This window comes from Roseovarius sp. 10, assembly GCF_033100315.1.
In the GTDB taxonomy this organism is placed as follows: Bacteria; Pseudomonadota; Alphaproteobacteria; order Rhodobacterales; family Rhodobacteraceae; genus M30B80.
The window spans coordinates 920,686-933,083 of record NZ_JAWLVH010000001.1 but is presented as its reverse complement, the minus strand read 5'-3'; the positions used below and the strand labels follow the sequence as shown (position 1 = coordinate 933,083).

General features: G+C 58.7%; 10 protein-coding genes. 8 read left to right on the top strand and 2 right to left on the bottom strand.

Annotated elements, in window-relative coordinates:
• Positions 1–150 precede the first annotated feature (150 nt).
• The 8 genes from murB (at position 151) to recN (ending at position 10,029) form a co-directional block, all read left to right on the top strand.
• Entirely contained in the window at positions 151–1,071 is a 921-nt protein-coding gene (gene murB / locus RYZ18_RS04735) for a UDP-N-acetylmuramate dehydrogenase (RefSeq protein ID WP_317655221.1), read from the top strand.
• A 148-nt stretch (positions 1,072–1,219) separates the two neighbouring features.
• Complete coding sequence (locus tag RYZ18_RS04730; protein WP_411567074.1) at positions 1,220–2,098, top strand: D-alanine--D-alanine ligase; 879 nt, start codon at positions 1,220–1,222, stop codon at positions 2,096–2,098.
• Positions 2,086–3,021, top strand: a complete 936-nt coding sequence (locus RYZ18_RS04725) for a cell division protein FtsQ/DivIB (protein WP_317655220.1) — start codon at positions 2,086–2,088, stop codon at positions 3,019–3,021. The genes RYZ18_RS04730 and RYZ18_RS04725 overlap by 13 nt, the downstream gene beginning before the upstream one ends.
• Positions 3,021–4,355: a cell division protein FtsA gene (gene ftsA / locus RYZ18_RS04720; RefSeq protein WP_317655822.1), complete on the top strand. Its 1,335-nt coding sequence runs from the start codon at positions 3,021–3,023 to the stop codon at positions 4,353–4,355. Before RYZ18_RS04725 ends, ftsA begins: the two co-directional genes overlap by 1 nt.
• Before the next feature lie 250 nt (positions 4,356–4,605).
• Positions 4,606–6,186 carry a cell division protein FtsZ gene (ftsZ, locus tag RYZ18_RS04715; protein ID WP_317655219.1) on the top strand — a complete coding sequence of 527 codons (1,581 nt, stop codon included), beginning with the start codon at positions 4,606–4,608 and terminating at the stop codon, positions 6,184–6,186.
• Positions 6,187–6,435: 249 nt separating this feature from the next.
• Positions 6,436–7,356: a UDP-3-O-acyl-N-acetylglucosamine deacetylase gene (lpxC, locus tag RYZ18_RS04710; RefSeq protein WP_317655821.1), complete on the top strand. Its 921-nt coding sequence runs from the start codon at positions 6,436–6,438 to the stop codon at positions 7,354–7,356.
• Between the two features lie 97 nt (positions 7,357–7,453).
• Entirely contained in the window at positions 7,454–8,347 is an 894-nt protein-coding gene (locus tag RYZ18_RS04705) for an outer membrane protein assembly factor BamD (RefSeq protein ID WP_317655218.1), read from the top strand.
• A 23-nt stretch (positions 8,348–8,370) separates the two neighbouring features.
• The gene (recN, locus tag RYZ18_RS04700; protein ID WP_317655217.1) at positions 8,371–10,029 is read left to right on the top strand and encodes a DNA repair protein RecN; all 1,659 of its coding nucleotides are present in this window, start codon (positions 8,371–8,373) and stop codon (positions 10,027–10,029) included.
• Here the strand turns inward: recN and RYZ18_RS04695 are convergent.
• Complete coding sequence (locus tag RYZ18_RS04695; protein WP_411567073.1) at positions 10,026–11,237, bottom strand: UbiH/UbiF family hydroxylase; 1,212 nt, start codon at positions 11,235–11,237, stop codon at positions 10,026–10,028. The genes recN and RYZ18_RS04695 overlap by 4 nt on opposite strands.
• Positions 11,238–11,277: 40 nt before the next feature.
• Complete coding sequence (locus RYZ18_RS04690) at positions 11,278–12,300, bottom strand: alkane 1-monooxygenase (protein WP_317655216.1); 1,023 nt, start codon at positions 12,298–12,300, stop codon at positions 11,278–11,280.
• Between the last annotated feature and the right edge of the window lie 98 nt (positions 12,301–12,398).

Here is a 12,398-nt window from a genome sequence, read left to right as displayed (position 1 = left end):
ATCGCGGCAGCCTAACCACAAAACCCTGACGGGGGTGCGGGATGGCCCACTCCTCGGGCTGTGCGCGACAAAACCTTAAAGGGGGGCCAAACTCCTACCTCTCTGCCAAAACCCTTGCGCGGGGGAATCGCAACCGCTACTTCCCCCGATATGACCCACCGCCTTCCAATCCCGCGCGGCACTTTGACCCCAGATCGCCCTTTGGCGGATCTGACTTGGCTGCGCGTGGGTGGGCCTGCGGAGTATCTGTTTCAGCCTGCGGATCTTGACGATCTGCAATCCTTCCTTGCTGCGCTTGACCCTGCCATTCCTGTTTTTCCCATTGGGGTGGGCTCGAACCTCATCATCCGCGATGGCGGGATGCGCGGTGTGGTGATCCGTTTGGGGCGCGGGTTTAACGATATTCGCATCGAAGGGGATCAGGTCATTGCGGGGGCGGCGGCGCTTGATGCCCATGTCGCGCGGCGCGCGGGCGAGGCGGGGTTAGACCTGACCTTTCTGCGCACCATTCCTGGCACCATCGGCGGGGCTTGCCGCATGAATGCGGGCTGCTATGGGGCCTATGTGGCGGATCATTTGACCACAGCGCGCGCCGTGACGCGGGCGGGCAGGGTGGTTACGCTTGCCCCTGATGACTTCCAATTCGCCTATCGCCAGACGGGGCTTGACCCTGATCTGATCTTGATCGAGGCGCGGTTCACCGCGCCGCGCGCCAAACCCGATGATCTTGCCGCCAAGATGGACGACCAACTGGCGCGCCGCGATGCCAGCCAGCCGACCAAAGACCGCACCGCAGGTTCGACCTTTCGCAACCCTGCGGGGTTTTCCTCGACTGGGCGCGCCGATGACAGCCACGAGATGAAAGCGTGGAAGCTGATCGAAGATGCAGGTCTGCGCGGGTATCGTCTGGGCGGCGCGGTGATGAATGAGAAACATCCCAACTTCCTGACCAATGCAGGCGGGGCCACCGCCAAAGAATTGGAAGATTTGGGCGAATATGTGCGAAAAAAGGTTTTCCAAAACAGCGGATTGCAGCTAGAATGGGAAATTATGCGTGTGGGTGATCCGTAACGGATCAAAAGCGCGCCAATAACAGCCCGCCGCATAGATGCGGGCAACGCGGTGGCCAAGGGGCGCAAAGACCCTGAAGGCCGATTGAGGCAAGAGGCAAGATTTGGGCGGTTCTGCTGCAAAAGCATCCCCCCGTATTGCGTTATTGATGGGTGGCCCCTCGGCAGAGCGCGAGGTGTCCCTTTCATCGGGGCGCGAATGTGCCAAGGCACTGGCGGGCGAAGGCTATGAGGTGATCGAGGTCGATGCAGGCCCCGATTTGGCTATGCGTCTGTCTGACATTTCTCCTGATGTTGTGTTCAACGCGCTTCATGGCCGCTTTGGCGAAGATGGGGTGGTGCAAGGCATGTTGGAATGGATGCGTCTGCCCTACACCCATTCGGGTGTTTTGGCCTCTGCGCTTGCCATGGATAAACAGCGCACCAAAGATGTGTTGCGCGCCGCAAACCTGCCCGTGATGGACAGCCAGATCGTGGCGCGGGACGATGTCGCGCGCGCCCATGTGATGCCGCCGCCCTATGTGGTAAAGCCCAATAACGAGGGCAGTTCTGTCGGGGTGTATCTGGTGATGGACGGGGCCGATACCCCCCCCGTGCTTGGCCCTGAGATGCCAGATCAGGTGATGGTGGAAACCTATGCGCCTGGTCGTGAATTGACCACCACAGTGATGGGGGATCGCGCCCTTGGCGTGACCGAGATCATCACGACAGGGTGGTATGATTACGATGCCAAATACAAGCCCGGCGGGTCGCGTCATGTGATCCCTGCCGATATTCCCGCTGAGATTACGCAAGCCTGCCTTGATATGGCGATTGCCGCGCATCGCGCGCTGGGTCTGCGGGGGGTCTCGCGCAGCGATTTCCGGTGGGACCATACGCGCGGCTTGGCTGGTTTGGTGATGCTTGAGGTCAATACGCAACCCGGCATGACCCCAACCTCACTGGCGCCCGAACAGGCGCAGGCCGCAGGGATCAGTTTCGGCGCTCTGTGTCGTTGGATGGTGGAGGATGCCTCATGCGACCGCTAGGCCCCGCGCAGCGCCCAAGCGCACCGCAACATGGCGCAAGCGCCTTAAGCCCGCGCCAAAAGCGCGACCCCGCCCCATCGGTGATGGCCTATCGTTTTCAGCGCCTTTGGCTGACGCCCGTCTTTCGCGTCTTTATGCGCTATGGTCTGCCATTGATCATAATCGTTGGGGGCAGCGCCGCCTATCTGTCGAACCCGCGCAATATGGATCAGCTGACCGCGCAGGTGGAAGATCTGCGCCGCACCATTGAGGCGCGCCCAGAATTTCGGGTGACGCTGTTGTCAGTGAATGGAGCAAGTCCCGCTTTGGCCGATGAAATTCGCGGGCGTTTGTCGCTTGATTTCCCGCTCTCCTCCTTCGATCTCGATTTGCCCCAGATCAAGGCGCAGATCGAAGACATGCCCGCAGTGCGCAACGCCCAACTGCGCATCGCGGCAGATGGGGTCTTGCAATTGGACATTGAGGAGCGGCTGCCTGAATTGATCTGGCAAACGCGCGAGGCGTTCTTGTTGATTGATGGCGATGGCGTGGTCATCGATGATTTGATCAGCCGACCCATTTCGCAGGCCTTGCCGTTGATCGGCGGGGAAGGGGCTGATCTTGCCGCGCGCGAGGCCTTGAACCTTGTGCGTATCGCGGCCCCTTTGGCCGATCAGTTGCGCGGTTTCGTGCGTGTGGGCGAGCGGCGCTGGGATGTCATCCTTTCTGATGGGCGCAAGATTATGCTGCCCGAGGAAAATGCCAGTTTTGTCTTAGATCGTGTGATCGCCTTGGATCAGGCGCAGGATATCCTGAGCCGCGATATCCTCAGTATAGATATGCGCAGGCCAGATCGGCCCACATTACGCCTCAGCGCAGAGGCCAAAGATAATTTCGACATGTTGCGTGGTCAGTTGGTGGTGAGTGGAGAACGGCAAGGATGATGAACAATCTGTATCATATGCAGCGCGCAATGCGCGCCAAACGCCAAGAGGCGCTCAAGCGCGGTGTCATGGCGGTTTTGGATGTGGGCAGTTATAAAATCTCCTGCCTCGTGTTGCGGTTTGATGAGACGGGCATGGCCTATTCCACAGATCGCCAAGCTGCCCTTGCGGGGCAGTCTGCCTTTCGGGTGATTGGCATGGGCACAACGCGCTCGCGCGGTGTGCGTTTTGGCGAGATCGACACGGTTCAAGAAACCGAACGTGCCATTCGCACCGCTGTCCAGACCGCGCAAAAAATGGCCCATACCCGCGTGGATCACGTCATGGTGGCTTTTGCAGGGGCGCGTCCGCGCTCCTATGGCATGGCGGGCGAGACGATTGTTCAAGACAAGACTGTGCAAGATGATGATGTGGCCCGCGCTTTGGCCAGTTGTGATTTGCCTGATTTGGGCGAAGGACGCGAGGTTTTGCACGCGCAGCCTGTCAATTTCTCATTGGATCATCGCACAGGCCTATCCGACCCCCGTGGTCAGGTTGGCGAACGTCTGGCGGTGGATATGCATCTTCTGTCGGTCGAGGCCAATGCCATTGAGGCGCTGCTCTACTGCGTGAAACGCTGTGATTTGGAACTCGCAGGTCTGGCCTCTTCGCCCTATGTGGCGGGGGTGTCGAGTCTTGTCGAGGATGAACAAGAATTGGGCGCGGCTTGTGTGGATATGGGCGGCGGTGCCACGGGCCTGTCTATTTTCATGAAAAAGCATATGATCTATGCCGATACCGTGCGCATGGGCGGGGATCATGTCACCTCGGATATTTCGCAGGCGTTGCAAATCCCCATGACCCATGCCGAGCGGATCAAGACCCGCTTTGGGGGGCTTGTTGCCACGGGCATGGATGATCGCGAAATGATCGAATTGCAGGGCAATACAGGCGATTGGAATTACGACCGCCGTCATGTCAGCCGTGCGGAACTGATCGGCGTGATGCGCCCGCGCGTTGAGGAAATCCTTGAAGAGGTGCGCGCCCGCCTTGATGCCGCAGGGTTTGATCATCTGCCCAGTCAGCGTATTGTTTTGACAGGGGGGGGCAGTCAGGTGCCGGGTCTTGATGGTTTGGCCTCACGCATTTTGGGCAATCAGGTGCGGCTTGGTCGCCCGATGCGGGTGCAAGGTTTGCCGCAATCGGCCTGTGGCCCCGCGTTTTCAACATCGGTTGGTCTGTCGCTGTTTGCGGCTTATCCGCAAGATGAATGGTGGGATTTCGACATTCCTGCCGAAAGCTATCCTGCCCGCTCGCTGAAGCGCGCGGTGCGTTGGTTCCGCGACAATTGGTGAGATACCGCCCCGCTTGCCGCGTCAAACCCTAGCGAAATTGCCCCCTCGCACCACAGAATGCGGGGGGTGTCGGCAAGATCACGCCGAATGTCACAGATAAGCCACTCTATTTTGTGGTAAATTTGCAATTTTCTGATGACGCGGCGCAGATTTATCGTTACTGTGATCCAAAAGAAACACGAGGCAGTCAAACCCCAAGATATCTGGCGCAAGATCAGATCAGGGACGACAAAACAGGTGGACCGAGTAGATGACCTTGAACCTTTCCATGCCCGACACAGGGACAGAGCTAAAACCACGGATCACCGTTTTCGGTGTGGGTGGCGCAGGCGGCAATGCCGTGAACAACATGATTGAGCAGGCCCTTGATGGCTGCGAATTTGTTGTCGCGAATACCGATGCCCAAGCCTTGCAGCAATCCAAAGCGCCGCAGCGCATCCAGATCGGCGCGCGCGTGACCGAGGGTCTTGGGGCAGGGGCGCGCCCTTCTGTTGGGGCAAGCGCGGCAGAAGAATCCATCGAAGAGATCGTGGATCAATTGGCAGGCTCACATATGTGCTTCATCACCGCGGGCATGGGCGGTGGCACAGGCACGGGTGCGGCGCCAATCATCGCGCAAGCGGCGCGTGAACTGGGCGTTTTGACAGTGGGTGTGGTGACAAAGCCCTTCCAATTCGAAGGCGCCAAGCGGATGCGCCAAGCCGAAGAGGGCATTGAGCAGCTGCAAAAGGTTGTTGATACGCTGATCATCATTCCGAACCAAAACCTGTTCCGTTTGGCCAATGAGAAAACCACCTTCACCGAAGCCTTCGCGATGGCGGATGATGTCCTCTATCAGGGCGTCAAAGGTGTGACGGATCTGATGGTGCGTCCGGGCCTGATCAACCTTGACTTCGCGGATGTGCGCGCCGTCATGAACGAGATGGGCAAGGCCATGATGGGCACAGGCGAAGCCGAAGGCGAAACACGCGCCATTCAGGCCGCTGAAAAGGCCATCGCCAACCCGCTCTTGGATGAAATCAGCCTCAAAGGTGCAAAAGGCGTCTTGATCAATATCACAGGCGGCTATGATCTGACCTTGTTTGAATTGGACGAGGCCGCAAACCGCATTCGTGAAGAGGTTGACCCTGACGCGAATATCATCGTGGGCTCGACCCTTGATACCTCGATGGAAGGTCGGATGCGTGTGTCTGTTGTGGCAACAGGTATCGATGTTTCTGAAATGCAGATGTACCAGCCAGAGCGCAGCTACACAGCCGCGCCTCAGCCTGTTGCAGAAGTTGTTGAAGAACAGCCTGCACCTGCCGAAGAAGTCGCAGAAGATCAATCGCCTGAGCCGTTCTTGTTCGATGATCTTGAGCGTGAAGTTACCTCTGAGCCCGCCCCGATGATGGAGGTGGATCACAACGAGGTTCCCGCGCCTGTGTATGACAGCGCGATGAGCAGCCCCGCCCCTGTCGCGGCTGACCCTGAGCCTGTTTACGAGCCTGAAGCGGCCAGCTTTACCGCCCCGATGCGTCCTGCAGCAGGCACGCCACGCCCGCAGGCCTTGGATCGTCTGAAAAATGCAATCGCAACGCATAATGCAACGACAGCACGCCCAACTGCGCCGCGCCCCGCATTGACGGAGAAACCCGCCGCGCCCCGCCGTGCCTTTGGGATTAATTCGCTGCTTGAGCGGATGACGGGTCAAAGCAACACAGACGCCCCCGTGAATCGCAGCCGCCCTGACCTCAGCGCGCAGCATCAGCCGATGATGGAGGATGACGCAGTCGACCCAGAGCAGGAGCGCATCGAAGTTCCTGCATTCCTGCGCCGCCAAGCGAATTAAATTTTCGAAAATATGACAGCGAAAAGGCCGATTTTGTGTCGGCCTTTTTCGTTTTTAATCAAAGGATTAGATGAGTATCCTGTGGTCTTTGGCAAGATTCTGCCGATGCGTTTTTGCATTGTTGCAGAGAGTCACAAAGGTTGAATTGTCTCGCCCCCGCTCAGTTTGTATCACAGGCTTGCAGTCAGATGGGGTGGCTGTATTGGGGGCGCCCACGATTGTGGGCACATGACGACAGAAAGGTTTGCTGTGCAAGCAACGCTGAAAAAATCTGCAAGTTTCAAAGGTGTAGGCCTTCATGGGGGAAAGCCTGTTACCTTGACCATCCATCCAAGCGTGGCCGATAGCGGCATTTGGTTCAATCGGGTGGATGTGCGCGATGCGGATCCGCTGATCCCCGCGCGCTATGATGCGGTTCCAGAAAGCCGCCTTTGCACAAAGATTTCCAACGCTGATGGGGTTTCCGTTTCGACCATTGAACATTTGATGGCGGCATTGGCGGGCTGTGGTATCCACAATGCGCGTGTCGATATTGATGCCGAGGAAGTGCCCATTTTGGATGGCTCGGCGGTTGAATTTGTGCGCGGCCTTCTTGCTGCGGGTATCGCGCCGCAAGATCGCCCCATCTATGCGATTGAAATCCTGAAGAAAGTGACTGTGCGTGATGGCGATAGCGAAGCATCGCTTTCGCCTGCCTCGCATCTGACAATGGCCTTTTCGATTGATTTCCCTGATCCTGCGATTGGGGTGCAGCATCGCCACGCGGATTTGGCCAATGGGCGTTTCGTGCGCGAACTCTGTGACAGCCGCACATTCTGTCGCCAATCCGATGTTGAGGCGATGTGGAATGCGGGTCTGGCCCTTGGTGGATCCTATGACAACGCTGTGGTTGTGGATGGTGATGATGTGCTGTCCCCCGGTGGTTTTCGTCATGCGGATGAGGCTGTGCGCCACAAAATGCTTGATGCTCTTGGTGATTTGGCCTTGGCAGGCAATCCGATCCTTGGCCATTACGAAGGCGTGCGTGCAGGCCATATGTTGACCAATCGCCTGCTGCGCGCGCTATTTGCCATGCCTGATGCGATGCGTTTGGTGCAATGTGACGCCCAGACAGCCGCCCATTTGCCTGGCATGGGGGTTGGCCAACATGATTTGGCGCATGTTGCTTGAGGCAATCTGACGTTTTGCCCTTCCGATTAATGTGCTAACACCCTAGGAATAAGATACCCAAGATTTGGGGTTGGGCGGATTTCTACAGGGTAGATAGATGAACGACACGTCACGCGCGCATGGATTTTCACGAAAGCTTGGGCTTGGTCTGCTGATCCTGTCGCTTGGGGTGACGGCCTGTGGCCCGCGCGCCGATGGTGAGCCGCGCCGTGGTCTCTTTGGGCCGCGTGTGGTGGAACAGCCCCTTGAGGCCCTGACCGCCGAAGAAATTTACAACCGGGCCGAGTTTGAGCTTGAAAATAAAGATGATCCAGAGGCAGCCGCGCCTTTGTTCCTAGAGGTTGAACGCCTGCATCCCTATTCGGAATGGGCCAAGCGCGGGTTGATCATGGCCGCCTTCAGCCATCATGAGGCGCGCCAATACGAAGAGGCGCGGGTTGCCGCACAGCGCTTTATCGAATTTTATCCTGCCGATGATGATGCCGCCTATGCGCAATATCTTTTGGCGTTGAGCTATTATGATCAGATTGAACAGGTGGGCCGCGACCAAGGTTTGACTTTTCAAGCCCTGCAAGCCCTGCGCGCGGTGATCGAACTTTACCCTGATAGCGAATTCGCCAATTCCGCCGCTTTGAAATTCGATTTGGCTTTTGATCATTTGGCAGCAAAAGAAATGGAAATTGGCCGCTACTATCTTGAGCGCCAACATTACATGGCGGCAATCAACCGCTTTCGTGTCGTTGTCGAAGAGTTCCAAACAACCTCGCACACGCCTGAGGCGCTGATGCGCTTGGTTGAGGCCTATCTTTCTTTGGGTCTGACGGATGAGGCGCAAACTGCGGGCGCGATATTGGGCTATAACTTCCAATCTTCGCCCTTCTACGAAGATGCTTATCGTCAATTGCAGGGGCAGGGCCTCGAGCCTGAACCGCAAGGTGAGGGTTGGTTGCGCGGCATTTGGAACAACACGATCCGTGGGGCGTGGCTCTAGGTCACTGAACGGGGGCATGGCCGATGCTGCGGCATCTCGAAATTCGCGATCTTCTGTTGATTGATCATCTCAGCCTTGAGTTTCAGGCGGGGTTGAATGTTTTGACGGGGGAAACGGGCGCGGGGAAATCCATTCTTCTTGACGCGCTTGGCTTTGTCTTGGGCTGGCGGGGCCGTGCCGATTTAGTGCGCCAAGGTGCAGAACAGGGCGAGGTATCCGCCGTATTTGATCTGCCCATGGATCACCCTGTTCAGGCAATTTTGGCGGAGGCGGGTCTCCCCTCTGGCCCTGAATTGATCTTGCGCCGTATCAACACCCAAGACGGGCGCAAGACCGCATGGGTGAATGATCGCCGGGCAAGTGGTGATGTTCTGCGCGCCCTGTCGGATGTTTTGGTCGAATTGCACGGCCAGCATGATGATCGCGGTCTGCTTGACCCGCGCGGACATCGTGCGCTGCTCGATGAGTTTGGCGGCCATAGCGATGATTTGGCCGCGTTGAGCGCGCTGTGGCGGGCGCGCAGCAAGGCCGCATCTGCCCATAAAGCGGCGCTAGACGATCTCGAAAAAATTCGCGCTGAGGAAGATTTCCTGCGCCACGCTGTGGCCGAGTTCGAATCCCTTGCCCCCGCAGCGGGTGAGGAAGATGCGCTTGATGCCAAGCGCCGCCTTATGCAAGGGGCCGAGCGGTTGCGGGAAGATGTGGCGCGGCTTGTCGCCATTTTGTCGGATCAGGGGGCTGAGGGGCAGATTGGCGATGCGCTGCGCCTTGTGGCTGGGTTGTCGGATCGTAGCGATGGCGCCTTGGACGAGGCACTGGCCGCCCTAGAGCGCGCCAATCTCGAATTGGGCGAAGCGCAACGCGTTGTGGGCGATTTTGCAGATCGTTTGATTTTCAATCCGCAGGATTTGGAAGAAACCGAAGATCGCCTTTTTGCTTTGCGCGCTTTGGCCCGCAAACACGGCGTTCTATGTGATGCCTTGCCAGAGATGTGGCAGGATTTGCAAACCCGCCTGAGCGCGATTGAAGGGGGGGATGCGCATTTGGCTGCTCTTGCCGCCGCCGAAGCCGCCGCAGATCAGGCTTATCACGCGGCAGCCACCGCCTTGCGCAGCAAACGTGAGGCAGCGGCGCGCACCCTTGATGCGGCGATGGCGGGGGAATTGGCCCCGTTGAAAATGGAACGCGCGGTCTTCACCACCGCGCTCACTGATGCCCCCGCAGGGCCAGAGGGGATTGATGCCGTGACCTTCACTGTGGCCACCAATCCTGGCGCGCCTGCAGGGCCCTTGAACAAGATCGCCTCGGGCGGAGAATTGTCACGGTTCCTCTTAGCGTTAAAGGTGTGCCTCACGCGGCAAGAATCTGATATAACGATGATTTTTGATGAAATCGACCGCGGTGTTGGGGGGGCGACCGCCGATGCCGTAGGGCGCCGTTTGGCCGCGTTGGCGCAAGGGGGGCAGGTCTTGGTTGTGACCCACAGCCCGCAGGTTGCGGCCCTTGGCGCGCATCATTGGCGCGTCTCAAAAGCGGTTGAAAATGAGACCACACTCAGCACCGTGACGCCGCTTGATGCCGATGCCCGTGTCGATGAGATTGCGCGCATGATTTCTGGGGATGTCATTACAGACGCCGCGCGCGAGGCGGCGCGTGCCTTGGTGTTCCAGGCTCAGCTTTAGCGCGCTGCCCGCGCGCCAAGCCCCGCGCGCATCAAGATTTGGCGCACAGGTTTCACCGAGTAAAAACTGTTCAGCGCCTTCATCCGCAAATCGCGCAAGCCTTGATCATCGGCCATCGAGGCGCGATTGAGCGCATCCACCCCTGCCACGCGGGCGGCAATCTCGGCATGGCGTGCGCGTTCATATTTTTGCAACATGGCAGTCTCACCCAATCGGTCAGGCGCGGCCTTGGCCAGATCAAGCAGGGTCGCCATATCGGTAAGGCTCATGTTGAGGCCCTGCGCGCCAATCGGGGGAACCACATGCGCGGCCTCGGCCACCAAGGCGAGACGCTCGCCTGTCAGGCGATGCGCCACTTGCGAAATGATCGGCCAGATCGTGCGCTGTGAAATCAGACGCAAGGGCCCATAAAGCTCGGCAGAGCGCGTGCGCATTTCATCCTCAAACGCGGGTTGGGGGAGGGCATAGAGGCGTTCTGCCTCTGGCCCGCGTTCCATCCAAACCACGGCGGAGGAGGGTTTGCCTTCGTAATCTGGCAACGGCACAAGGGTAAATGGCCCGCCCGAGCGATGCACCTCGGTCGAGATATTATCATGCGGGTGGTCATGGCTGACAGCAAAGGCTAAGGCCTTTTGACCATAGCGCAAGGTCGTCACTGGGATGCCCGCCGCCTTGCGCATGGGGGAATTGCGCCCGTCTGCCGCAATCACCAAACGGGCCCGCACACGGGTGCCATCGGTGAGGGTGACGCGCGCCTCTGCGCTGCGGGTGAGTAAGGATTTCGTGCCAACGCCCGCCCGAAAGGTGACATGATCCAATTCAGAAATCCGAGCCAAACCTTCACGGCGCAACAGCCAATTGGGCAGGTTCCACCCAAATGGCAAATCCGAGATATCGCTTGCGTTGAAATCATGCGCGCTGCGCGCCACGGCCTCGACCCCGCCTGCGTCCACGATGCGCATGATCTGCAAGGGCATTGCATGCGGTGCAAAATGCCGCCACAGCCCCGCCTGATCGAGAAAGTCGCGCGAGGGCTGTAAAAACGCGGTGCTGCGCAGATCGGAGCCTTCTGCATCGCGGGTGGTAATCGGCGCGCTTGGGTCTACGCAAAGAACGGAAAAACCTGCCGCACCAAAGGCAGAGGCGGCAATCAGCCCTGCAATGCCGCCACCCGAAATCAGAATATCTGTGTCGATCATATCGCTCATGATCTCTTAAATAGGCCGCACCCTGCCGCGCGTCCAAGCGTCATTTTCGCGCGGCCCATCGTGCCGCCCGCGGATCCATCACCCGCCGCCACAGCGGCGGCACCGTTGCCAAGGCGGCCATGACAGGAAGGCTGTAGGGCAGGCGCGGGTGATCTGGAGCACAGCTTAGTTCCACATAGCTGCGGGTCGGATTGAGGTGGTGGTCTGAATGCAGCGGCGCGGCCAAGAGCATGTTGGTGCTAAAGGGGCGCGGTGCGTTCCAGCTGTCTTGCGCAGATTGCGGCGCGGGGCGGCCATCTGCGTCAATGGCGCGGCGCAGCCCGTAATGTTGGATGTAATCGGATAACATCACTTGGATATGGAAGAGGGCGGCCACCAACAGAAATGCGGTCAAAGCCAAACCACCCCCCGCGGCGAAGGCATAGATCAGGAACAGCGCCGTAAGCGCGATATGCCACGGATAGGGATGCGCCCATGTGACACCGCCACGGCGCGCAGTCTCGCGGGCAAGCGCCCCGTGAAAGGAGCCCCACCATGCCCGCGTAAGATAAGCCCAAAACCCAACCCCAAGCGCGGGGCTATTTGGGTCGCGCGCGGTTGCAACATGGGGGTGATGGATCAACAAATGGGCCGAGGCGTGATGCCCCATCCCAAGGCTTGCATAAAGGCTATGCCCCAAGCGCCGCGCGGCACGGCTGGGGTGGTGGATCAATTCATGCGCATTGGGGTGCGTGATCTGTCCTGCAAATGATGCCAGCGCAAAGGTGAAGATCAGGGAGGCAAGTCCCCCCCGTTGCACCACAAAAGGCAGGGCAAGGATAAGACCAATATGACCGATCCCCAAAATCCATTGCAGGGCCAGTGCCCCATGTCGGTTGGGGCGCGCAGATACGCCGCTTGGGCGGGAGAGCTGCGGACTGAGATGGTCAACCAGACCCGCCACCACCGTCAGCACAATCAGCGCAAACAGCCCAAATGGGCCTCGTGCGAAAACCTCAAGCCACAATAGCCCAAAAGGCAACAATGTTGCGCCTGCGAATAGAACAATGGGCGGAAGTTTCATTCCCGCAAAACCCCGTCTGTGATCTGGCCAAATCAAGTGCTGAAAACTTACCCGCAGGGGCCAATCAGTGCAAAGCCTTTGCAATGCCCCGCGCGGCG

Bases quoted from the DNA above. Each gene is read 5' to 3' on its own strand.
- RYZ18_RS04730 (WP_411567074.1), top strand. From the start codon at position 1,220: ATGGGTGGCCCCTCGGCAGAGCGCGAGGTGTCCCTTTCATCGGGGCGC.
- RYZ18_RS04695 (WP_411567073.1), bottom strand. From the start codon at position 11,237: ATGAGCGATATGATCGACACAGATATTCTGATTTCGGGTGGCGGCATT.
- murB (WP_317655221.1), top strand. From the start codon at position 151: ATGACCCACCGCCTTCCAATCCCGCGCGGCACTTTGACCCCAGATCGC.
- RYZ18_RS04690 (WP_317655216.1), bottom strand. From the start codon at position 12,300: ATGAAACTTCCGCCCATTGTTCTATTCGCAGGCGCAACATTGTTGCCT.
- RYZ18_RS04705 (WP_317655218.1), top strand. From the start codon at position 7,454: ATGAACGACACGTCACGCGCGCATGGATTTTCACGAAAGCTTGGGCTT.
- ftsZ (WP_317655219.1), top strand. From the start codon at position 4,606: ATGACCTTGAACCTTTCCATGCCCGACACAGGGACAGAGCTAAAACCA.
- ftsA (WP_317655822.1), top strand. From the start codon at position 3,021: ATGAACAATCTGTATCATATGCAGCGCGCAATGCGCGCCAAACGCCAA.
- RYZ18_RS04725 (WP_317655220.1), top strand. From the start codon at position 2,086: ATGCGACCGCTAGGCCCCGCGCAGCGCCCAAGCGCACCGCAACATGGC.
- recN (WP_317655217.1), top strand. From the start codon at position 8,371: ATGCTGCGGCATCTCGAAATTCGCGATCTTCTGTTGATTGATCATCTC.